Annotated in this window: 15 protein-coding genes and 3 tRNA genes; 11 read left to right on the top strand and 7 right to left on the bottom strand. The window is 31.5% G+C overall.

Features of this window, described 5'->3' with window-relative positions; genetic code table 11:
* Positions 1-84: 84 nt before the first annotated feature.
* From GQS58_RS15780 to GQS58_RS15765, 4 genes are read left to right on the top strand one after another with little or no spacing between them, the layout of a single operon-like run.
* A complete protein-coding gene (locus tag GQS58_RS15780; RefSeq protein WP_166387666.1) occupies positions 85-1,644 on the top strand; it encodes a glycerol-3-phosphate dehydrogenase/oxidase in 1,560 nt (519 codons plus the stop codon).
* Between the two features lie 37 nt (positions 1,645-1,681).
* Positions 1,682-3,178: a glycerol kinase GlpK gene (gene glpK / locus GQS58_RS15775; protein WP_166387664.1), complete on the top strand. Its 1,497-nt coding sequence runs from the start codon at positions 1,682-1,684 to the stop codon at positions 3,176-3,178.
* 30 nt (positions 3,179-3,208) lie between these two features.
* Positions 3,209-3,940, top strand: a complete 732-nt coding sequence (locus GQS58_RS15770; RefSeq protein ID WP_166387662.1) for an MIP/aquaporin family protein — start codon at positions 3,209-3,211, stop codon at positions 3,938-3,940.
* A 31-nt stretch (positions 3,941-3,971) separates the two neighbouring features.
* Positions 3,972-4,736: a hypothetical protein gene (locus GQS58_RS15765; protein ID WP_166387660.1), complete on the top strand. Its 765-nt coding sequence runs from the start codon at positions 3,972-3,974 to the stop codon at positions 4,734-4,736.
* A gap of 122 nt (positions 4,737-4,858) precedes the next feature.
* Here GQS58_RS15765 and GQS58_RS15760 read toward each other — a convergent pair whose 3' ends face one another.
* The 5 genes from GQS58_RS15760 to GQS58_RS15740 all read right to left on the bottom strand — a co-directional run bounded on the left by GQS58_RS15760 (position 4,859) and on the right by GQS58_RS15740 (position 11,610).
* On the bottom strand, positions 4,859-5,596 hold the full coding sequence (locus GQS58_RS15760) for an NYN domain-containing protein (protein WP_166387709.1): 738 nt from the start codon (positions 5,594-5,596) through the stop codon (positions 4,859-4,861).
* 147 nt (positions 5,597-5,743) lie between these two features.
* Positions 5,744-6,904: a DUF3095 family protein gene (locus tag GQS58_RS15755; protein WP_166387658.1), complete on the bottom strand. Its 1,161-nt coding sequence runs from the start codon at positions 6,902-6,904 to the stop codon at positions 5,744-5,746.
* Positions 6,905-7,082: 178 nt separating this feature from the next.
* Positions 7,083-8,465 carry a M64 family metallopeptidase gene (locus tag GQS58_RS15750; RefSeq protein WP_166387656.1) on the bottom strand — a complete coding sequence of 461 codons (1,383 nt, stop codon included), beginning with the start codon at positions 8,463-8,465 and terminating at the stop codon, positions 7,083-7,085.
* On the bottom strand, positions 8,462-8,932 hold the full coding sequence (locus tag GQS58_RS15745) for a hypothetical protein (RefSeq protein ID WP_166387654.1): 471 nt from the start codon (positions 8,930-8,932) through the stop codon (positions 8,462-8,464). The genes GQS58_RS15750 and GQS58_RS15745 overlap by 4 nt, the downstream gene beginning before the upstream one ends.
* 113 nt (positions 8,933-9,045) lie before the next feature.
* The gene (locus tag GQS58_RS15740; protein WP_166387652.1) at positions 9,046-11,610 is read right to left on the bottom strand and encodes an ATP-dependent Clp protease ATP-binding subunit; all 2,565 of its coding nucleotides are present in this window, start codon (positions 11,608-11,610) and stop codon (positions 9,046-9,048) included.
* 274 nt (positions 11,611-11,884) lie between these two features.
* Between GQS58_RS15740 and gyrA the strand changes: the two genes are divergently transcribed.
* Both gyrA and GQS58_RS15730 read left to right on the top strand, forming a co-directional pair.
* A complete protein-coding gene (gyrA, locus tag GQS58_RS15735) occupies positions 11,885-14,416 on the top strand; it encodes a DNA gyrase subunit A (protein ID WP_166387649.1) in 2,532 nt (843 codons plus the stop codon).
* Between the two features lie 22 nt (positions 14,417-14,438).
* Positions 14,439-15,683: a tetratricopeptide repeat protein gene (locus GQS58_RS15730; RefSeq protein WP_166387647.1), complete on the top strand. Its 1,245-nt coding sequence runs from the start codon at positions 14,439-14,441 to the stop codon at positions 15,681-15,683.
* Between the two features lie 54 nt (positions 15,684-15,737).
* On the opposite strand, the gene GQS58_RS15725 is transcribed toward GQS58_RS15730, so the two are convergent.
* Both GQS58_RS15725 and GQS58_RS15720 read right to left on the bottom strand, forming a co-directional pair.
* The gene (locus GQS58_RS15725) at positions 15,738-16,508 is read right to left on the bottom strand and encodes a C40 family peptidase (protein WP_166387645.1); all 771 of its coding nucleotides are present in this window, start codon (positions 16,506-16,508) and stop codon (positions 15,738-15,740) included.
* A 41-nt stretch (positions 16,509-16,549) separates the two neighbouring features.
* Complete coding sequence (locus GQS58_RS15720) at positions 16,550-17,725, bottom strand: acetyl-CoA C-acyltransferase (protein WP_166387643.1); 1,176 nt, start codon at positions 17,723-17,725, stop codon at positions 16,550-16,552.
* A gap of 135 nt (positions 17,726-17,860) precedes the next feature.
* Here GQS58_RS15720 and GQS58_RS15715 point away from each other — a divergent pair, with 135 nt between their 5' ends.
* The 5 genes from GQS58_RS15715 to GQS58_RS15695 all read left to right on the top strand — a co-directional run bounded on the left by GQS58_RS15715 (position 17,861) and on the right by GQS58_RS15695 (position 23,480).
* On the top strand, positions 17,861-19,924 hold the full coding sequence (locus GQS58_RS15715) for an HD family phosphohydrolase (RefSeq protein ID WP_166387641.1): 2,064 nt from the start codon (positions 17,861-17,863) through the stop codon (positions 19,922-19,924).
* 105 nt (positions 19,925-20,029) lie between these two features.
* A tRNA-Ser gene (locus tag GQS58_RS15710) sits at positions 20,030-20,111 on the top strand.
* Between the two features lie 13 nt (positions 20,112-20,124).
* Positions 20,125-20,199, top strand: a tRNA-Pro gene (locus GQS58_RS15705).
* Positions 20,200-20,229: 30 nt separating this feature from the next.
* A tRNA-Arg gene (locus GQS58_RS15700) sits at positions 20,230-20,303 on the top strand.
* 201 nt (positions 20,304-20,504) lie between these two features.
* A complete protein-coding gene (locus tag GQS58_RS15695) occupies positions 20,505-23,480 on the top strand; it encodes a DEAD/DEAH box helicase (protein WP_166387639.1) in 2,976 nt (991 codons plus the stop codon).
* Positions 23,481-24,125: the final 645 nt, after the last annotated feature.

The following is a 24,125-nucleotide window of genomic DNA, read 5'->3' as shown; positions in this document are numbered from 1 at the left end:
AAACCTTCATATTGTTTCGTTTTGTTTCAAATTGATTATATATTTACAATCAGAATTTTAACAAATGTTTAATAAATTGATATTATGATTAGAGATGAAATGATAAAAAAGGTAAGTAATAATACTGAGGAGTATGATTTCATAATAATTGGAGGTGGAGCTACGGGAATTGGTATTGCTTTAGAGGCATCGGCAAGAGGGTACTCTGTAGTGTTGTTAGAAAAGTCAGATTTTACAAAAGGAACATCTAGTAAGGCAACTAAGTTAATGCATGGAGGTGTTAGATATTTGGCTCAAGGAAATGTTGGTTTGGTTAGAGAAGCCGTTGTAGAAAGAGGTTTAATGCTTAGAAATGCGCCTCATATTGTTAAGAGTCAGTCATTTATTATACCTACGCATGGTTTGTATGATGAAATTTTGTATACAGTAGGTTTAACTTTTTATGATTTATTAGCAGGGAAATTAAGTTTAGGTAGATCTAAAAGAATTTCAAAAACTAAAACTTTAAAGCGTATCTCTCTTATTAATCCAGATAAAATATCTGCAGGAGTTGTTTATTTTGATGGTCAGTTTGATGATTCTCGTATGGCGATAAATACGTTACAAAGTGCATCAGAAATGGGAGCTACTGTTATAAATTATTGTAACGTGAATAATTTAATTAAAGATGCTGCAGGAAAGTTAACGGGTGTTTCGTTTACTGATGAAGAAAGTGGTAAGATTCATGAAATTAAAGGGAAGCAAATTGTAAATGCGACAGGAGTATTTGCAGATGATGTGTTAAGAATGGATTCTCCAGGAGCTAAAAAAACAATAGCGCCAAGTCAGGGTGTTCATTTAATTTTAGATAAATCATTTTTACCAGGAGATGATGCCATTACAATTCCTAAAACAGATGATGGTAGAGTATTGTTTTTAGTGCCATGGCATAATAGAGTTATTGTTGGTACAACAGATACGCCTATTGCAGAAGAATCTTTAGAGCCTGTTGCTTTAGAAGAGGAGGTTGATTTTATTTTAAAAACAGCTGGTAGATATTTAACAAAAGCACCAAAGAGGAGTGATGTATTAAGTGTATTTGCAGGTTTACGTCCTTTAGCAGCTACGCAAGGGGATGGAGATAAAACAAAGGAAATTTCTAGAAGTCATAAAATTTATACTTCAGAATCTGGTATGTTAACGATGGTTGGTGGTAAATGGACCACTTTTAGAAAAATGGGTGAAGATTTAGTTGATAAATCGGAAAAACTACATGGTTGGGCACACATTCCAACAAAAACAAGAAACTTAAAAATTCACGGATATAAGGAAAATGTAGATTTTACAAAGCCTTTTTACTTTTATGGTTCTGATGAAGAAAAAATGTTAAAACTGGCAAAAGATAAAAATTTAGAAGCTTTTGTGGGGCCTTCATCAAAAGTAATTGAAGCGCAAGTTGTGTGGGCTGTTCAGAATGAAATGGCTAGAACTGTAGAAGATTTCTTAGCAAGAAGAACGCGTTGTCAATTATTAGATGCAAAAGAGAGTTTAAAAATGGCACCAAAAGTAGCAGAAATTATGGCAAAAGAATTAGGGAAAGATATTCATTGGCAAAAAAGTCAAATAGCAGATTATCAAAAAGTGACCTCTAATTATATTTTGTAAGCAATTATAAGTTTAACTAAAACAATTAACTAACAACATGAAAGACAAATTAATTTTAGCGTTAGATCAAGGTACAACATCGTCAAGAGCTATTCTGTTTAACCACAACGGAAAAATTGTTAGATCATCTCAAAAACCATTCGAGCAAATTTTTCCTAAACCAGGATGGGTAGAGCATTGTCCGAATGAAATTTGGTCTTCACAGATATCTGTAGCAGCAGAGGTAACAGCACAAGAAGGTATTTCTGGTCAAGAAATTGCAGCTATTGGAATTACAAACCAAAGAGAAACTACTATTGTTTGGGATCGAGAAACAAGCGAACCTATTTATAATGCTATAGTATGGCAAGACCGTAGAACTGCAAAATATTGTGATGAATTAAAAGCAGCAGGTCATATAGATATGATTAAAAAGAAAACAGGTTTAGTTTTAGATGCGTATTTCTCTGCAACAAAATTAAAGTGGATTCTTGATAATGTTGAGGGAGCAAGAGAAAAAGCAGAAGCTGGTAAGTTATGTTTTGGTACTGTAGATACTTGGCTTGTTTGGAAGTTAACAAGAGGTAAAATGTTTATTACAGATGTTTCTAATGCAAGTAGAACTATGTTATTAAATATTCACTCATTAGAGTGGGATGAAGAGTTGTTAGAATTATTTAATATTCCTAAAGCAATACTACCTGCAGTTAAAGAAAGTAGTGAGGTTTATGGTACTACGGCTACAACGTTGTTTTCTAGTAAAATTCCTATTGCTGGTATTGCAGGAGATCAACAAGCAGCTTTATTTGGACAAATGTGTACTAAACCAGGAATGATAAAAAACACCTATGGTACAGGTTGTTTCTTGTTAATGAATACTGGTGAGAAAGCAGTATATTCTAAAAATAATTTATTAACAACAATTGGTTGGAGAATTAATGGGAAAACTACATATGCTTTAGAAGGAAGTGTTTTTGTTGGTGGAGCAGCTATACAGTGGTTGCGTGATGGAGCAAAAATAGTAAAAACGGCTCCCGGAATAAATCATTTAGCAGAAACAGTACCCGATAATGGAGGTGTTTATTTTGTTCCAGCAATGACAGGTTTAGGAGCTCCGTATTGGGATCAGTATGCACGTGGTGCTATTTTGGGAGTTACAAGAGGAACTACAGATGCTCATATTGCACGAGCAACATTAGAAGGTATTGCTTTTCAAGTTTATGATGTTGTAAAGGCGATGGAAGCAGATTCTGGAGAAAAAAGTATTGAATTAAGAGTAGATGGAGGTGCAGCTGCAAGTGATTTATTAATGCAAATTCAGTCAGATTTATTTGGTTTTAAAATTTTGCGCCCTAAAACTTTAGAAACAACAGCGTTAGGAGCTGCTTATTTAGCAGGTTTAGCAGTTGGTTTTTGGGATAGCGTAGATGATATACATGCACAATGGGTTATCGATAAAGAATTTTACCCAAAGGCAGATAAGGATACCGTAGAAAACATGTTGCATTATTGGCATAAAGCTGTAAAATGCGCACAAAGCTGGATAGAAGAATAGCAAAACTTAATAATTTTAAAAACTTAAATTATGTCAATTTTAGTAGCAGAAATATTAGGGACCATGTTAATGATTTTATTAGGTAATGGTGTGGTAGCTAATGTAGTATTAAAGGGAACGAAAGGAAATGATTCTGGATGGATTGTTATAACAACCGGTTGGGCTTTGGCTGTGTTTGTAGGTGTTGTGGTTGCAGGGCCTTATAGTGGAGCGCATTTAAACCCAGCTGTAACCATTGGTTTGGCTACAGCAGGTAAGCTTTCTTGGAGTTTGGTTCCAGAATATATTATGGGTGAGTTTATAGGTGCAATGTTAGGCGCTTTCTTAGTGTGGTTGTTTTATAAAGATCACTTTAAAGTAACGGAAGATGAGGGAGGTAAGTTAGCGTGTTTTTGTACAGGACCTGCAATTAGAAATACTTTTTCTAATCTAATTAGCGAAATAATAGGAACCTTTGTATTGCTCTTTGTAATATTCTATTTAGCAGGACCAAGTATAGAGATTGCTGCAGATGCCCAAGCCATAGTTGGTTTAGGATCTTTAGGAGCTGTGCCTGTTGCTTTTTTAGTATGGGTAATTGGTTTGTCTTTAGGAGGTACTACAGGATATGCAATTAATCCGGCAAGAGATTTAGGACCTAGAATTATGCATGCAATCTTACCTGTAAAAGGAGGTAGTGATTGGGGTTATTCTTGGATTCCTATTGTGGGACCAGTTATTGGGTCTGTTTTAGCTGCTCTTCTATATGTAGCTTTAGTTTAAAATTATTCCATAAAAGTTAAAAATATATAAAATGAAAAAAGTATTAATAATACTTGTAGCTGCATTTGCGGCGCAGATAGCTATTGCTCAAGAAAAAACGTTAAAAGAGAGTCCAATTGATTTTTCTGTAGACTTAAAAACCAATCATCTGTGGAGAGGGTTAATTATAACAGACAAGCCAATGGCTGCTGTTTTTGTAAAGCTTAAGCTAAATGAATCGGGAAGTTTTACCACTGGTTTTTGGGGAGGAATGTCTTTTTCTAATGAAAGTGATGGGACTTCATATAAGGAAATTAACTACTATGTGCAGTATGCTAAAAACGGACTTTCTATAGGTTTGTGGGATTTGTTTAACACTAGAGGTGCTGTTAATCCTGATGTTTGGGATTATGATAAAACATCTACAGGTCATTTGTTAGATCTAAGAACTTCTTACAAGTTTAAAGAAAGTTTTCCGCTAACTGTGGAAGCCGATGTACTTTTATTTGGAGGTAAAGATGCACAGTATTCTAATTTAGATTATGAGCAACGTTACTCTACATATGTTCAAGTATCTTATCCTTTAATAAAAGAATCTAAAGTAGATTTAGATGGTTTTGTAGGTGCTGGTTTTTCATTAAATGGAGATACTCATTTATATGGAGATGGAAATGAAAACTTTAATTTAGTAAACGTAGGTTTAACGGCTTCAAAAATAATTGAATTAGGGAATTACAACGTACCTGTTTCAACGACTATAATGTGGAATCCTTCTTTAGAATATGCAAGAATTCAATTAGCAATTAGTCTTTTTTAAAGAAAGATAAATAAAGTGTTTGTATAATAATTAGTTATTGTATAATAATAACAAAAAAAAAGTCTTCTTTTAAAGTAGTTTTACTTTAAAAGAAGACTTTTTTTGGTTAAATAAATCGTGGTTTATTTATTTTTTACAAAAATTAATTTGTGTCTGCTCTTTGAATTTTCTCTTTGGTCTAAATCAAATTTACCAATAGACTTAATTAGTGGGGTTAATTTATCGAAACCATAATTTCTAGAATCAAAATTGGGTTGTTTTTTTTGAAGTAAACTTCCTACGTCACCAAGAAATGCCCAACCTTCTTCATCCGATAAATCTTCAATTGTTGTAGATATTAGTTTTATAACTTTTGATGTTATTTTATCGACACTATCTTTTTCGCTATCTTTAGTATTAACACTTTCTTTCTTTTCAGTTTGTTTTCTAAGAATTTCTATATAAATAAATTTATCACAAGCAACAATAAAGGGTGTTGGAGTTTTTTTCTCTCCAATACCAATAACTTGCTGGCCTGCTTCTCTTAATCTAGTAGCTAGTTTGGTAAAATCGCTATCGCTAGAAACTAAGCAAAAACCATTTACTTTTTCTGAATAAAGAATATCCATCGCATCAATAATCATAGCAGAATCTGTAGCGTTTTTACCTGTAGTATATGCATATTGCTGTATAGGAGTAATCGCATTTTGTAACAGTAAATTTTTCCATTTAGATAAATGCGGACTCGTCCAATCTCCATAAATTCTTTTAATAGTTGGGTTGCCATACTTTGCAATTTCTTCCATCATTTCCTTAACGTGAGCAGACGGTATGTTGTCTCCGTCTATAAGTACTGCTAAATTTATATTGTCTTGGGCCATTTTATTTTGTTTTGTAATTGCAAAGAACATAAATATGTTCTGCATTTTTTATTCTATTAATTATAAATTAAAAGTAAAGTTAGTTTTTTGATTTCATAAAATCAACAAGTACTAAATATTTGTTTTAATCAAAATTGAACAATTAAATTAATTTAAAGTTTTCATTTTTACTTTAAACATTTTTGCAGCAGAGGTGTAGCCTCCTTCTGTTCCGTCTACAAAGTGTGCATGTTTTGTTTTTCTGTCTAACACGTAACAAGACATTACGGAAGCATGTGTTATATGAATACCATAAATAATTTTCTTTTCTTTTTCTAATTGATTAAGGTACGTTGTAAAAAGATCTATTTTAGGTTGTTCTGCTGTAAATATTGTATTAATCATACCGTCTAACATAAAAGTGTGTGATAATTGACCAATTTGATTTAAGTATTGCTTTCCGTCTTCAGACATGTTAAAATACCACTTACCAATTAAAGTTTTAAACCAATTTTTTAATAAATATTTTAAGTTTTTATTGTCAAGAGTTACTTTCATCTCTTCCCATATTTTAGAAATGCTAAAATTTAATTTTAAATTTGTTGTCTTTATAGGTTGTCTGTTATTAAAGGAGCCTAAAATAGTATCCATTTTTGTAAGTACCTCTTTATAAATAGCTCTTTGATCATTTTCGTTTACAGTATCTAACAGTAAACAAATAACTTTTTTTTGGGTTTGTCTTGGGTTTATTTCTTTCCACCTACATTCCATTCCTTCTAGGTTTAAAAGGTCTTTTTTAAAATGAATATCTTCTATTACAGTAAAAGTGTTTTTAATGATTTCTTCTGCTTTTTTTAAACCATTTCCAAGAATAATAGGAATTGCTAATTGATCTGTTAATTGATGTTTTGCTATTTTTAAATAAGCTTTTTTTTCTGATAATTCTGTTATAGAAATATGTCCAACTCTAAGTATTAAATCGATGTTTTTTTTAATATGAAGACTGTAATTTTCTAATACTAAGGTGATTTTATTTAGAAGTATCGTCGGTATAATAAAAGTAGCTCCATCTCCACCAAAAAAATAAGGAATTTCTATGTTTTTCTTCTCTTTTCTAATGGTGTTTAATACAGAAATTATTGCTCCGGTTGCTGTTAAGTTTATCTGATGATGCTTGCCTTCATCAACAGCTTTGGTTGAGTTTTTAACATCAACAACTACTACATGCCAAGTGTTTGGTAATTCAGAAAAATCAGATTCATCTGCTAATAAATCTACAAGAGTTTTATTAGATTTTTTTAATTTGGTGTAGTATTTTATATTTTCCATTAGTGTAAATACAGATTAATGAGATATATGTGTGGATTGCTAAGTTAGTTTTTTTTAAAATAAATAAGAAGTTAAAAATGATATGGCTTTGTTAAGAAAAGGTTGAATCAAAAAAAATCTCAAAATGTACATTTTGAGATTTTTTATAACTAATTTATGTTTTAAAAAAGGATCCTTTTTATTTTTTAATTATTTTCTTAGAAATATGTAATCCATTTTCAAATGTAAAATTGATAAAATAGACTCCAGAAGGAAGTGTACCTATTCGTATATTTTGATTTTCGCCTACGTTATTCATTTTTTTCTGAATCAATTGCTTTCCAGAAATATCACTAATAAAAACGTTATAGTCTTCATTATTGTTGGTTATATCAAAATATAAAAAATCCTGAGTAGGGTTTGGGAATAGTTTTATGTCAAAACTATTTGTTGAAATATCATCGATACTTAAAGTACTAGGATTGATATTCCAAAGTGTCGTAGCAAAATGTACCGTTTCATGATTGTCAACTTTAAGTAATGTAGTTTTATCTTCAATAGTTGCCAGTAGTTGATTATTTCCACTCGCTAAATCTTCTTTTGAAATAGAGACCGTATAGTCTTCACTATTTATTATAGTTCCGTTTAAAGTCCACGTAATATCTAAGGTATTTGGAAGTGGATTTATAGTGTTTATTGTAAGATCTATAGTTGTAGATAAATCTATAGAACCTGTGTTTTGTGGAGCATAGTTTTCTATTACCGAGGTTAAAGAATGTATTTTTTCTATAGTTCCCTCTGTACAAACTGAACAAAAAGGACTATTTAAAGATTCCATTTTACAATTTTGATGTGGTTTATACCAGCTAGCAGCCGTTCCGGAAGTACCATGCGGATAAATACCAACTCCATTTTGGTTCATCCAATTTTTCCATTTTACATTTGTTGGGTTTGTTTCTTGGGTCATGTTTATGCCTTCTCTTACATAAATATCTCCAGGGTAATACTCATCAATAAGATTTGCAAAAGAGTGTCCTAACTCATGTATGGCAATTTGGTTAGCTGACGCATGCAAGGATGCTACGGCAATTTCACCACCACTACCACCATAATAAGGGCTGTTTACTAAAACTAAAACAATGTCGTAATTAGGAAAATTATTAGCTAAAACAGTGTTTACTATAGCGTTGTTAGCTACTAAAAGTCTATGAACATTATATGCATCAAAAGTTGATTCAAAATAATTATCTACTGTAGCTGTAGGTTGATTGTTAGAAGTAGCTTCATCTGATGCTGTACGTGGGTGTTTTGCGCCACTTTCATTAGAAGGTACTTTTATGGCATGCACATTAAAGTAATTTTTATATTCTTTATAAGGTGTTTCTGCAAACAGCGCATTTGAAAAATTAGTAGCATCTGTTATAAATTGATTCAGTTCTGTACTTTGGTATCCGTCTGATAGAATTACAACATTAATTCTACTATCATTAGAACCAGATTGTGTAATTGTGGTTACATCAAAAGTTTGTGCTTTAACAGATGCGCATAAAAATAGAATAGATAAGAGTAGTATTTTTTTCATAATTGTATTTTTAAAAGACTGTTATTGGTTTCACTTAGTAATTTAAGTGTTATAAATTTTGTTTGTGGTTTTAAATCCATTCGAATAGATAGGGTAGTGCTGTCTAATGCAATTGTTTTTCGACTTAATTTACCAAAATCATCTATGTATTCGAAGTTTTTTATTAATGGGTTTTCTATCTGAATACTATCAATAGCTACAGAATTTACATCTTGTTGAATACAGATTAAATCTCCTGCATTACTGTCTGTTCTTTTTTGGAAATTCTTTTTAAGACTTCCTTCTGTAATTATTTTATCAATAAAAGTAAGTCTTATATTTTTATTCTTAGAAACTTTATAAGTTAAGAAAATAATTTGAGAGGCTATCGGTTTAGTTTCCTCAATGGTAGAATTGTTGGTAGTATTCTTTTTTAAAGAAGTACAACTTGCTAAGGCTAGAAATAAAAGTAAGTAAATAAATTTCATTTTAATTATAAATAAGCAAAGTTAGCCTATTTCAATTAAAAGACAATAGTGGGTAAATTGTTCTTTTATAGAAAAAAGAAATCCCAAACTTTCGTTTGGGATTTTTATAATTTTTAAGATTCCTTTTCGGTCTCTGTCCTTATTTCTGGTTTCTTTTCACCTTTTTCAATGGTAATGGTGAGTTTATTTTCCTTCTCATCCAAATCCATATTTATGGTGTCACCTTCATAGAGTTTAGAATTTACAATTTCTTCTGCTAAAGCATCTTCAATGTATTTTTGTATCGCTCTTTTAAGTGGTCTTGCTCCATATTTTTTATCAAAGCCTTTGTCTGCAATGTAATCTTTTGCTTTTTCGCTTAAGTTTAAAGTGTAGCCTAAATCTGATATTCTATGTAATAATTTATCTAACTCGATATCTATAATTTTATGAATATCGTCTCTTTCTAGAGCATTAAATACAATTACATCGTCTATTCTGTTTAAAAACTCCGGAGCAAAAGATTTCTTTAAAGCACCTTCTAGTACAGATTTTGCATGTTCATCTGCTTGTGCCGCTTTAGTAGCTGTACCAAAACCTACACCACCACCAAAGTCTTTTAATTGACGAGCACCAATGTTAGAAGTCATAATAATTATGGTATTTCTAAAATCGATTTTTCTACCTAAACTATCGGTAATATGGCCATCATCTAAAATTTGTAACAACATATTAAACACATCTGGATGCGCTTTTTCTATCTCATCTAACAAGACTACAGAATATGGTTTTCTTCTCACTTTTTCAGTTAACTGTCCGCCTTCTTCATAACCAACATATCCTGGAGGCGCTCCAATTAAACGAGAGATAGCAAACTTCTCCATGTATTCACTCATGTCAATTCTAATTAAAGAATCATCAGAATCAAATAACTCACGAGCTAAAACTTTAGCTAATTGCGTTTTTCCAACACCCGTTTGTCCTAAGAAAATAAAAGAACCAATTGGTTTGTTAGGGTCTTTTAACCCAACTCTATTACGTTGTATTGCTTTTACTACTTTGGTAACCGCTTCATTTTGGCCAATTACTTTTCCTTTAATTAAGGCAGGTAATTCGTGTAATCTATTGGTTTCTGCTTCTGCAACTCTATTTACAGGAATTCCAGTCATCATAGAAACTACTTCTGCAACATTATCTTCCGTTACAATTTCTCTATTTAATTTAGAATCTTCTTCCCATTGGTTTTGAGCAGAATTTAAAGCAGCTTCCATGTTTTTTTCGTCGTCACGTAACTTAGCAGCTTCTTCATATTTCTGTCCGTTTACAGCTTTGGTTTTTTGATCTCTAATAGTTTCTAACTTAGATTCTAATTCTAAAACTTGTTGCGGAACCACAATGTTTGTAATATGAATTCTAGATCCGGCTTCATCTAAAGCATCAATAGCTTTGTCTGGTAGGTATCTATCGGTCATGTATCTGTTTGTTAATTTTACACAAGCTTCAATAGCAGCATCTGTATAATTAACATGGTGATGTTCTTCGTATTTATTTTTTATGTTTTGTAAAATCTGTATCGTTTCGTCTACGGAAGTTGGGTCTACAATTACCTTTTGAAAACGACGTTCTAACGCGCCATCTTTTTCGATATTCGTTCTAAATTCATCCAACGTAGTTGCACCAATACATTGTATTTCTCCTCTTGCTAAAGCAGGTTTTAGCATATTAGATGCATCTAAAGAACCGGTTGCTCCACCAGCACCAACAATGGTGTGAATTTCATCTATAAAAAGAATGATATCATCATTTTTTTCAAGTTCATTCATTAAGGCTTTCATACGTTCTTCAAACTGACCACGATATTTTGTACCCGCAACTAAGCTTGCTAAATCTAAAGAAACAATACGTTTGTCAAATAAAATCCTTGACACTTTTCTTTCAATTATTCGCAACGCCAAACCTTCTGCAATGGCAGATTTACCAACACCTGGTTCTCCAATTAACATTGGATTGTTTTTCTTTCTACGACTTAAAATTTGAGAAACTCGTTCTATTTCTTTTTGTCTACCAACAACGGGGTCTAATTTCCCTTTTTCTGCTAAATCAGTTAAATCTCTACCAAAATTATCTAATACCGGAGTCTTCGATTTTTTTACGTTTTTACCCTTTTGAGGTTGGTCAAAAGGATTTGATTTTTCTGAAGCAAATTCGTCATCAGAAGGTGTTTCTGCAATAGGGTTTAGAGGCAATTCGATATCCTCTACATGTAGCTGTTTGTAAAGCGCTTTAGCTTCGTCATAATTTACATGATATTTGTGAATTAACTTTGTAGTTGGGTCGTTTTCATTTCTTAGAATACAAAGTAATAAATGTGCCGTATCTATAGATTCGCTTTGATATAATTTAGCTTCTAAAAAAGTTGTTTTTAAGGCTTTTTCGGCTTGTCTTGTTAATCGTAAACTTGGCTTATCTGTGCTTTCTGTAAACGTTGGGTTTACAGGGTTTAATTGTTCTAATTTTTTACGCAATAAAACAAAATCAACATCAAATGCTGTTAATATTTCTACTGCTTTTCCTTCTCCTTGTCTTATTAAACCTAGTAAAAGATGTTCTGTTCCAATAAATTCTTGCCCTAAACGTAGCGCTTCTTCTTTACTGAAAGTAATTACATCTCTAACCTTTGGTGAAAAATTATCGTCCATATTTCTATCTGTCTATTATTGATGTGTTGTAAATTTAGTCCTTTTTTTTTATAGATAATTACAAAAAAGATGCCAATGCTAAAAAACTGACAGTTTGACTAAGATACCAAGGTAGAAAACTATTGTAAATCAGGCAAATAAATTCTTGTTAAAAATTATGAAATAATGTTGATAACTCTACTGAATTACAAGTGCTAAAACCTTTGTAAAAACAAGTAAAAATAGTAACTTGCCTTGTTTTAAAAAAATGACGTAAAATTAATCAAATATAAATATGGCAGACGGAGAAAAGTTAATTCCGATTAACATTGAAGAACAGATGAAAGCTGCGTACATCGATTATTCGATGTCAGTAATTGTTTCAAGAGCATTACCAGATGTAAGAGATGGGTTAAAGCCTGTTCATAGAAGGGTTTTGTTTGGTATGCATGAGTTAGGAATTAAAGCTACAGGTTCGTATAAAAAATCCGCAAGAATTGTTGGGGAAGTTTTAGGTAAGTATCACCCTCACGGAGATACTTCTGTATACGATTCTATGGTACGTATGGCACAAAGCTGGAGTGTGCGTTATATGATGGTTGATGGTCAAGGAAATTTTGGTTCTGTAGATGGAGATTCGCCAGCAGCAATGCGTTATACTGAGGTTAGAATGCAAAAAATATCAGAAGACATGTTGGCTGATATTGAAAAAGAAACAGTAGATCATCGATTAAATTTTGATGATACTTTGCAAGAACCAACCGTTTTACCAACTCGTATTCCTAATTTATTAGTAAACGGAGCTTCTGGTATTGCAGTAGGTATGGCAACAAATATGGCACCACATAACTTAACTGAAGTTATAAATGGTACCATGGCTTATATTGATAATAGAGATATTGAGATCGATGAATTAATGCAACACATTACCGCACCAGATTTTCCTACAGGAGGAATTATTTATGGTTACGATGGTGTAAGAGAGGCGTTTCATACAGGTCGTGGACGTATTGTAATGCGTGCTAAAGCTATTATTGAAGAGGTTAAAGGACGTGAGTGTATTATTGTTACGGAAATTCCTTACCAAGTGAATAAAGCAGAAATGATTAAAAAAACTGCTGATTTAGTTAATGATAAAAAAATATCTGGTATTGCGAATATTCGTGATGAGTCTGATAGAAACGGAATGCGTATTGTGTACATTTTAAAACGTGACGCAATACCTAACATCGTTTTAAATAAATTATTTAAGTATACACAATTACAAACTTCTTTTAGTGTAAATAATATTGCATTGGTAAAAGGAAGACCAGAACAATTAAACTTAAAAGAATTAATTCATTATTTTGTTGAACATAGACATGAAGTAATTGTTCGTAGAACTGAGTTTTTACTTAAAAAAGCAGAAGCTAGAGCGCATATTTTAGAAGGATTAATTATTGCTTCAGATAATATAGATGAGGTAATTAAAATTATTAGAGCCTCTAATAATGCAGATGAAGCTAGAGAAAGTTTAATTGAGCGTTTTGAATTATCTGAAATTCAAGCAAAAGCAATTGTAGAAATGCGTTTGCGTCAATTAACAGGACTAGAGCAAGATAAATTACGTGCTGAGTTTGATGAAATTATGTTAACGATAACTGATTTAAAAGATATTTTAGCAAACGAACCAAGACGTTACGATATTATAAAAGAAGAATTATCACTTATTAGAGATAAATATGGTGATGAGCGTAGATCTGTAATAGAGTATGCCGGTGGAGATATGCGTATAGAAGATATGATACCTGATACCAAAGTTGTGGTAACTATTTCTAATGCAGGATATTTAAAACGTACCAACTTAGAAGAATATAAGGTACAGAATAGAGGAGGTAGAGGACAAAAAGGAGCAACGACAAGAAATGAAGATTTCTTAGAGCACTTATTTGTAGGTACAAACCACCAATACATGATGTTCTTTACGCAAAAAGGAAAAGTATTCTGGATGCGCGTATATGAAATACCTGAAGGTGGTAAAAATACCAAAGGTAGAGCAATGCAAAACCTTATTAATATAGAACAAGATGATAGTGTAAAGGCATTTTTAGTAACTCAAGATTTAAAAGATGAAGAGTATGTAAACAGTCATTATGTTATTATGGCAACAAAGAAAGGTCAAGTTAAAAAGACTTCTTTAGAGCAGTATTCTAGACCAAGAACAAATGGTATTAATGCAATTACTATTAAAGAAGGAGATGAATTATTAGAAGCGAAGTTAACTACTGGAGACAGTCAAGTAATGTTAGCGTTAGCATCTGGTAAATCTATTCGTTTCGAAGAAGCAAAAACGCGCCCAATGGGAAGAACTGCTTCTGGAGTAAGAGGTATTACTTTACAACATGAAAATGATGAGGTAATTGGTATGGTTGCTGTAAATGATATGGAAAGCAATATACTTGTTGTGTCTGAAAAAGGATATGGTAAGCGATCTAAATTAGAAGATTATAGAATTACCAATAGAGGTGGTAAAGGTGTTAAAACATTAAATATCTCAGAGAAAACGGGTAATTTAGTAGCTATTAAAAATGTAGATGATTCTAACGATTTAATGATTATCAATAAATCTGGATTAACAATTAGAATGGCTGTTGAAGATTTAAGAGTTATGGGACGTGCAACACAAGGGGTTCGTTTAATTAATATTAAAGATTCAGATAGTATTGCTGCAGTTGCTAAAGTGGCTCATGAAGAAGAGGTAGAAGAAGAACTTGAAGGTGATGATATTGAAGGAGCAACTGAGAATGGCACGGAAATTGAAAATGATTCAAATGAAAATCAAGAATAATAATAAATTAATAATTAGTAAAATGAAAAATCAAATATTAGCGTTAACGGTTGGTTTCTTATCAATAGCTTCTTTTGCGCAAAAAGATGAAATAAAAGCTGCTGAAAAGGCAATTAAAAAAGGTGAATTTAAAGAAGCAAAAGCGGCATTAGCAGGTTTAGAAGCTACGGAAGATTCAATGGATTCGAAATATAAAGCAAAGTATTATTTTTTAAAAGGATCTGCTTATGGAGAGTCTGATGTTGCAAAAGCATCTGAAGCTTATAATAAATTAATTGCTTATGAAAAGGAAATTGGAAAGCAAAAATATACAAAAGAAGCAGAGCCTAAATTAAACGAGTTAGTACAATTCGTTTCTAAAAAAGCAATTAAATCATATAACGAGCAAGACTATAAAGATGCAACAAATAATTTTTATTTAACGTATAAGTTAAGTCCTACGGATACTTCTTTCTTATATAATGCAGCTTTAAGTTCTTCTTTAGCTAAAGATTATGATGCTTCTTTAAAGTTTTATAAAGAGTTACAAGATATTAATTATACAGGTATTACAACTCAATATATTGCAATAAATAAAGAAACAGGTAAAGAAGAAGATTTGGGTACTAAATCTAATAGAGATGCTATGCTTAAGTTTGGTGGGTATACAGACCCAAGTGAAAAAACTACAGAATCTAAACAAGCAGAAATTATTAAAAATATTGGTTACATTTATGTAAATCAAGGGAAACCAGAATTAGCAGTTGCTGCTTTAGAAGAAGCTAGAAAGTCTAATCCTAAAGATATTAACTTATTGTTAAATCAAGCTCAAATGTATATCCAATTAGAGCAGATGGATAAATTTGGTGAATTGATGGGAGAAGCTGTAAAACTTGACCCTACAAACCCAACGTTGTTTTTTAATTTAGGTGTTGTAAATGCACAAGAAGAGAAGAATGAAGAAGCAATTGGATTTTATAAAAAAGCGATTGAATTAGATCCAGAATATGGAGATGCTTACTTAAATTTAGGAGTTACTATTTTAAATAAAAGAATAGCAGTTATTAATGAGATGAATGAAAATTTATCGAATGAAAAGAAATATACAGAATTAGAAGGAGAGTTAAAGGTTATTTGTAAAGAAGCTTTACCTTATATTGTTAAAGCAGATGAACTAGCTAGAACAGAAGGAACTGTAAGTTCTTTATTAAATATTTATGATACTTTAGAGATGACAGCAGAAGGAGATGCTTTAAGACCTATTTATAAAGAAATGAGAGGTCAGTAATTTAGACTTTCAATTTTATAAAAAAACCGAAACTAATTTTAGTTTCGGTTTTTTTTATATCATTTTTTTTATAATTCTTAATTTGTGAGTATGTTTTTGAAGTTCGGCATTAAAAATACCACTATGATCTAAAGTGTCTATTCTTACTTTACCGTGAGCGTGTATAATGTTGTAGTCGCTTAAAATAATTCCAACATGAATAATTTCTCCTTCTTCATTATCAAAAAAAGCCAAATCACCAGCTTCACTTTCTTCTATAAAACTTAAAACCTCACCTTGTGTAGCCTGTTGTCTGGCATCTCTTAAAAGTTGGTGGCCACACAGTTTATAAACCATTTGTGTAAAACCAGAACAATCAATACCAAAAGGAGTTTTACCTCCCCATAAATAAGGTGTGTTTAAGTAATTAAAAGCAGTTTGTGCAATTTTATTTTTAGATTTTTCTTCTGCTAAAACATTTCCTTCGTATACGTATAACTCTGAGTTTATTTGTAGTTTACCTGCATTATAAAATGGCAAATTAGATCCTAAAGGAATCGTGGTAAGCTCATTTTTACTATTGGTAATAAAATCTATCATTTCTGCTGATAAATATTGCTTTTCAGATTTTAGTTTTGAATAGAAATCTGCAGAGATTTCTGTATATTGTTTATTATCTATAAATCCTTCATAGTTATCAAAAGTCAAACGAATTTTACTCCATTCTTTCTGTTTTTCAATCACCTCAAAAGTTTCACCAAATAAAACTTGGCTAGTCATTTCAGATTGGTTTGATTCTTCTGCTCTTAAAGGAACAATGCTTAAATTACAAATGCCGTATAACAAGTTATGTGTTTTGAGTTTTAAATGTTCAATTAAATTTATTACTAAATTCTTTCTATAACAAATGCACTTGCTCCACCGCCACCATTACAAATAGCTGCAGCACCAATTTTAGCTTTATTTTGTTTTAAAATAGACGTTAAAGCAATTACTATTCTAGCTCCAGAAACCCCTAATGGATGTCCTAAAGAAACAGCGCCACCATTTACATTTACTTTATCATCTGTAATCCCTAAAATTTTCATATTTGCCAAACCAACAATAGAAAAAGCTTCATTTAATTCAAAATAATCTACATCATCAATAGAAATATTTGCTTTTGCTAAGGCTTTTGGTAATGCTTTAGCTGGTGCAGTTGTAAACCACTCTGGTTCGTGAGCAGCATCAGCATAACTTAGTACTTTAGCTAAAGGTTTAATATTTAATTCTTTTGCTTTATCTGCAGACATTAAAACCAACGCTGCACCACCATCATTAATTGTAGAGGCATTTGCAGCAGTAACAGTTCCGTCTTTTGTAAACGCAGCTCTTAAGGTTGGAATTTTATCCATCCTTACGTTGCTGTATTCTTCATCTTCAGAAAAAATAATTGGTTCTCCTCGTCTTTGAGGGATTTCTACAGGTACAATTTCATCATCATATTTTCCATCACTCCAAGCTTTTGCAGAACGGTTATATGATTGTATAGCAAATGCATCTTGATCTTCTCTAGAGAAATTATATTCAGTAGCACAAGTATCTGCACAAACACCCATTGCAACATTGTTATAAGCATCTACTAAACCATCTTTTTGAAGTCCATCTTCCATGGTTATAGCTCCAAATTTAGATCCTTTTCTTGCATGTTGATAGTGCGGAATAGCACTCATGTTTTCCATACCACCTGCAACAATAATATCTGCATCACCTAAAGCAATAGTTTGAGCTGCTAGCATTATAGCTTTCATTCCAGAAGCACATACTTTATTTACGGTAGTACATGGTACAGTATTAGGTATTCCTGCAAATATAGCTGCTTGTCTTGCCGGTGCTTGACCAAGACCTGCGGAAACAACATTTCCCATAAAAACTTCTTCAACTAAATTTGGGTCTAAATTTATTTTTTCTAAGGCTCCTTTTATAGCGATTGCGCCTAATTTAGGAGCAGGAATGGTAGATAAACTTCCCATAAAACTCCCTATTGGTGTTCTAGCTACAGATACAATTACGACTTCTTTCATAAATAATAGTGTTTACTTTGAATAAGATTTGTTGTGCTAAATTAACTATTTTTAATCAATTTAAGTTTTATTATTCAACTTGAATTTTTGAGCGTGACATTTTTATGGTAAGTTTGTAGTAAGAAGATAAATTCTATGAGTAATATAGTTAATAAACTGTACCAAAACAATGCCATTATTTATAAGGTAATTTTGTTTTTAGTAGCCACTGTTGCAATTGTTTATTTGTTTCCAAAAGGTGGGCAATTTAAATACGATTTTAATAATGGGCAACTTTGGAAATATGATAATTTATATGCACCTTTTGATTTTTCTATTCAAAAAACGGCAGATGAAATAGCTGTAGAAAAAAAAGAAATTGCAGAGAACTCTAAAGTCTATTTTTTACATGATTTTGATGTAGAAAATAATGTGAAATCTAATTATAAAAGAAGAATTTCGTTATTAAAAAAATCAGATTCTTTAAATTCAGATCAATTATTAAACATCTCTAAAATTGGTCAAAAAGTTATAGATAATATTTATAAGCGAGGTTTTTTAGAAGTAGTAAGTCAAGAAAGGGTTTCAAATAAAAATGAAATAGTTGCGCTTAGAAAAGGCAATGAAGTAGAGGATATCTTGTTTAAAAACCTTTTAACATCTAAAGAAGTTTTAGAAATAATTAGAAGTAATTTAGAAGAGGAAAGGTCTTTTTATGGTAAAAAAATATTATTAGATTTATTATCTGAAATTATAAAACCCAACATCTATTTTGATACTATTTATACAGATAAAGTAATTGAAAATGCTATAAAAAGTATTTCTTATACGAAAGGAATAGTAGAGGCAGGTAAATTAATTATTTTAAAAGGAGATATTGTAGAGGGAAAAAAACTAGCCGTCTTAAATTCTTTAAAAAGTGAATCTGAGTCTCAAGTTTGGACCGACTCAAATTATAATTGGATTATTTTAGGATATACAATTTTAGTTTCTCTAGCTTTATTGATGCTTTTATTATTCTTAAAAAAATATAGAGTAGAAATATTCGACAATAATAACCAGGTTACCTTTATTTTTTTCAATGTTTTTTTAATGATATTTATACAAACATTGGTTATAAAATACAATGCAGATTATTTATATATTGTTCCTTTAAGTGTACTACCTATAGTTTTAAAAGCTTTTTTTGATGCCCGTTTAGGTTTGTTTACACATGTTTTAACAGTGCTGCTTTTAGGGTATATTGTGCCTAATAGTTTTGAGTTTATATACTTACATATTATTGCCGGTATGGTTACAATACTTACCGTTTCTGAGCTCTATAAAAGAGGTAATTTGTTTATATCTGTAGCGCAAATTACACTTATTTATATGTTAACTTATTTTGCTTTTTCAATTATTAAAGAAGGTAATGCTTCTCAAATAAACTGGAATTACTTTATGCTTTTTGCAGCCAATGGTTTGTTATCCTTTTTATCTATAATTATCATATATATGTATGAAAAGGTTTTTGGTCTGGTGTCTGATATTACTTTATTGGAGCTTTCTAATACAAATGCGAAGCTTTTAAGAGAGTTAAATGAAAAAGCGCCTGGTACGTTTCAGCATTCCATGCAAGTGGCTAATTTGGCAGAAGCGGCAGCAAATGAAATAGGAGCGAATTCTATGTTGGTTAGAACTGGTGCTTTGTATCATGATATTGGTAAAATATTAAATCCAATGTATTTTACAGAAAATCAATCTACAGGGGTTAATCCTCACAATGACTTGTCTGCAAGAGATAGTTCTAAAATAATTACAGATCATGTTATTAAAGGGGTGGAGCTTGCTAAAAAATATAAGTTACCAGATAGAATTATAGATTTTATAAGAACACATCACGGAACAAGTTCTACTTATTATTTTTATAAAAAGGAACAAGAGCTTAATCCTGACACAAAAGTAGATATAAAGAAGTTTCAGTACCAAGGACCTATTCCTTTTTCTAAAGAAACAGCAATTTTAATGATGTGTGATGCATCGGAAGCTGCATCTAAAAGTTTAACAAAACCAACGGCTTTATCTATTAGCAATTTGATAGATAAAATTATTAGCAAACAAATGGCTGATAATCAGTTTTTAAATTCGAATATTACCTTTAGAGAAATAGAGATTATTAAGAAAGTAATCAAGAAAAAGTTGATGAATATCTATCATTTAAGAGTAGAATATCCTGAGTAAAAAAAAATAATTTAAAAAAATGTAAAAAAGTCTTGTGAGATCCTTTTTCTAGTTGTAAATTTGCACTCGCAATTCTAGGTCATGCTTTTTGTATGACGTCCGAAAGGAGAGATGGCAGAGTGGTAATGCAGCAGATTGCTAATCTGTCGACCTTAGGGTCGCCAGGGTTCGAGTCCCTGTCTCTCCGCAAATAATTGCCTCGGGGTGTAGCGTAGCCCGGTCATCGCGCCTCGTTTGGGACGAGGAGGTCGCAGGTTCGAATCCTGCCACCCCGACACAGTTGGTCGTAACAACTTAAAAATTACGGGCTCTTAGCTCAGCTGGATAGAGCACCTCCCTTCTAAGGAGGCGGTCGCAGGTTCGAATCCTGCAGGGCTCACTTAAACCTTACTAGAAATAGTAAGGTTTTTTGTTTTATATAGGTTTTATTTATAGTTAATAATTTGTTGTTCAAGTGTTAAATAATATAACTATTTTGTTAATAAATTAAGGCCCTTTTTTCATCAAGAATAAACAACGAAAAGTATATATTCGCACTCCATTTTTTTAATTTACTAACCTAAGAATTCTAATAACATACATGAGCAACGTAAAAAACTGGTTAAATTATTATAAAAACAGTTTAACAGACAGTGAAAACTTAGCAGTAGATATTTCTAGAATTAAAAACTTATTTCATCAAAATTATTGCGATTTAAGCAAAGCAACTATTAGTGCTAAAAATGCTACTGAAATGCTTGATGTAGAGGAAAAAAGAATTAATAGGTTAAAAGGAGTTGCTAAAAAAGATAGCGATAATTGGCATCAAGTATTTGATGCCGAAATTATTATAGCACCTTTTCAGTTAGATTTTCAAACAGACGATCCTAATTTCAAACAAAAAACAATTCACCCCTTTTGGATTACGGCCAGAGTAAATCGCTTAGGTCAATTATCTGCCCCAAGGGAAATATTTCCATTAATAGTTCGTAATTATTTAGATCCAATAGCAGAGGTTGGTAACGATTTTATTTTTTCATCCATAGAAACAATAGCAGAAACTAGAGATTTAGAAGAACCAGAAGTAGAGGAGGAGGAAGAATTAGATTGGGCTTCTTATTGGGAATATATTAGTTTAGTTTTTTCAGAAATTACGGGTATTGGTATAGAAGATTATAGGGCAGAAGGATATAAAACCAATAACAAAGTCACTTATTTTGCACGAAGTTCTAAAATATCAGCAGCAAAAAGTATTCTGTTTCTGTATGAGAATTTAATAAATGAAACAGAAGAACTTCCCTTAATTTCAAAAATAATAAACCCAAGAAATAGAGAGCGAAGAGATCCTATTACCGATAAAGGCTTTTTAGATTACAACCATTTACATTTAGGGCAAATGTCTAACGAATTTCCGCTTTCTATAAGTCAGCGTAAAACCTTGTTATCTTATTTAACCGCAGAAGAAAATGGAATTACTGCTGTAAACGGACCTCCAGGAACCGGAAAAACCACTTTATTGCAAAGTTTGGTGGCTACAGAAGTGGTGCGGGCTGCAATTAATGGAGAAGAAGCTCCGGTAATTTTGGCATGTTCCACAAATAACCAGGCGGTAACCAACATTATAGATAGTTTTATAAACTCTAAAAGTACCATGGGTAATTTAGCAGAACGCTGGGTTCCTGGTTTTAATGGCTATGCCACGTATTTACCATCGAGCTCTAAAAGTGAAAAATCTTTAAAAGATATCAATTACTTAAAAGGGAATATGTTTGGTAATGAAGGTACTTTGTGCGATTTAGAAAACGAAAATTACCTGCATGATGCCAAGAATTTCTTTTATAGTAGATATCTAGATTATTTTGGTTTCGGCGCAAACTCATTAGAAGATATCTGTAATCATCTACAAGAAGAAATTTCTGTGATAGAAGATAATTTAATGGAGGGCGTACAAATTTCTCAAAATTATTTATCCTCCATAGAAAAGGTAAATAACTTATTGCTCGATAAGGAAAACCACATTAAAAAAAATGTAATTAAAATATCAAAATTACAAGAGTGGCGAGATATCATCGTCAAGATAAAAGCACTCGCTAAAGAGGGTAATTTCATTAACGAAATAAAACGCTATTTTAAAGCAGATTCAGAAGAAAAAACGAACAACCCAGAACATCTTTTTATTGTAAATAAAGAAACGCTTGCAGATGATAAAACAGCACTAACCTTTATAAAAAAATGTATTGCAGATCTTAATTTAGCTTTGTCATCAAACTTAAAGTTAAAAAACTGGAAACACTTAAATGAAATTACAGGCTATCCTTTTATTTCAGAAGAACAAATGTGGGAGTTCGAATATGAAAAAATGGAATCTAAAGATAAAACACATCGTTTTTTTTATGATGAAATAGATTTAAGCCTGCGTCACAAAGCCTTTTTATTAGCAACCCATTATTGGGAGGCAAGGTGGATTTTAGAAACAGAAGATGTTTTAGAAAATGAAACCGAAAAAGGAACCGGAGAAAAAACCGTCATTGCAAAATGGAAACGAAGAGCAATGCTTACACCATGTTTTGTGGCAACCTTATATACAGCACCAACACATTTTTTATTCAGCCAGTTTCAAGGAGAGAATGAAAACGGGAAACCAATTTTCGAGTACCTTCCTTTATTTAACTTTCTAGATTTATTAATTATAGATGAAGCAGGTCAAGTAACACCAGAGGTTAGTATTCCTATTTTTTCATTAGCACAAAAAGCTATAGTGGTGGGAGATTTAAAACAGATAGAACCAATTTGGTCTATTCCACCAAAAATAGATTATGGTAATTTAACCAACCAAAATATTGTAACAGACCATTCTCAGAAAGAGTATTTAAATAATATAGGGTTTTTAGCATCTAGTGGAAGTATCATGAAAATGGCTCAAAATGCCTGCGAATACGAAACCCCTTTAGTGAGTAAAAAAGAAAACGGATTGTTGCTATTAGAGCATAGAAGATGTAATGATGAAATTATTGGTTTTTGTAATGAACTAGCTTATGATGGTATCTTAAAACCGATGAAAGGTAAAGCGCATAAAGATCAAATATTTGCGTCTATGATGGCATATCATGTAGAAGGAGTTAGTGAACGTAAATTTAACAGCCGTCATAATATGAATGAGGTAAAAGCCATCATTTTATGGATAAATAGACATAAAGAAGACATTCAAAAGGCTTATAATGTAGTTAATATAGAAAGTGTTTTAGGTATTATTACACCATTTGCAAGTCAGAAAACAGAACTGTCCAAAGCTTTAGTTCAATCTGGGTTTAAAGTAAATGATATAAAATTAGGTACCGTGCATGCACTTCAGGGTGCAGAGCGAAATATTGTATTATTTAGTTCTGTATATAGTAATCAAGATGAAGGTGTACTGTTTTTCGATAGAGATAACAAACCAAACATGTTAAATGTGGCAGTTTCAAGAGCAAGAGATAGCTTTATTCTATTTGGAGACACTAGAATTTTTGATGAAACCAAAAACACACCTTCCGGAATTTTAAAAAAGCATTTAAATATGTTTGAAATGCCTACTTAAAAATTAGTACTCAATTTTATAGACTAAATAAGTAGGGGCTATATGTCTATTTTTTAATAGATTCACCAAGTAATACCCAATAGAGAATAATTCAAAATATTTTTTTCTTTTGGGTGTTTCCTTTTTTTTCGTCTATACCATATGTATCGTTTTTATTTAATGACCAACATCAATTTAAAGAACGTCTTAGATAAAAAAGGTCGGGCTTTCCACTATATCTTTTTGTATGCTTATTTCAGCTATCGCATCAATAATCATATAAAAAGGATGCCGTTTCAGTCCCTAACACTGCTAACTTGCCAAATGAAGTTCTCTTTTCAGATTTCTTTCCTATATAAACACTAGCTTAATACTTAAGAAAAAATATACCTTCTTTCCTTAATATTTAAGACAACATTATTGTTCAGCCCTCACAGGTTTTTAAAACCTGTGAGGGCTTAGAGTTCTAATGATTAAAAAATAAGCTATTTATTTTTAGAACCTATTATACTATTCCCCTCCAAACTAATACACCTTGCTTCATATAATACATCCCAACCTATGTTTCTATGCGTTAAAAAAACTTGCTTAATCCTTTTTTTACCATTTGTAAAGTACCCAATTGGTCAAATTCATACCATTTTATAAATATGCACCTATATATAA

Origin of the sequence: Polaribacter sp. 11A2H, assembly GCF_011379025.1 — a bacterium.
In the GTDB taxonomy this organism is placed as follows: Bacteria; Bacteroidota; Bacteroidia; order Flavobacteriales; family Flavobacteriaceae; genus Polaribacter.
Note: the sequence above shows the minus strand (reverse complement) of the source record. Positions and strands in the feature narration are given on the sequence as shown.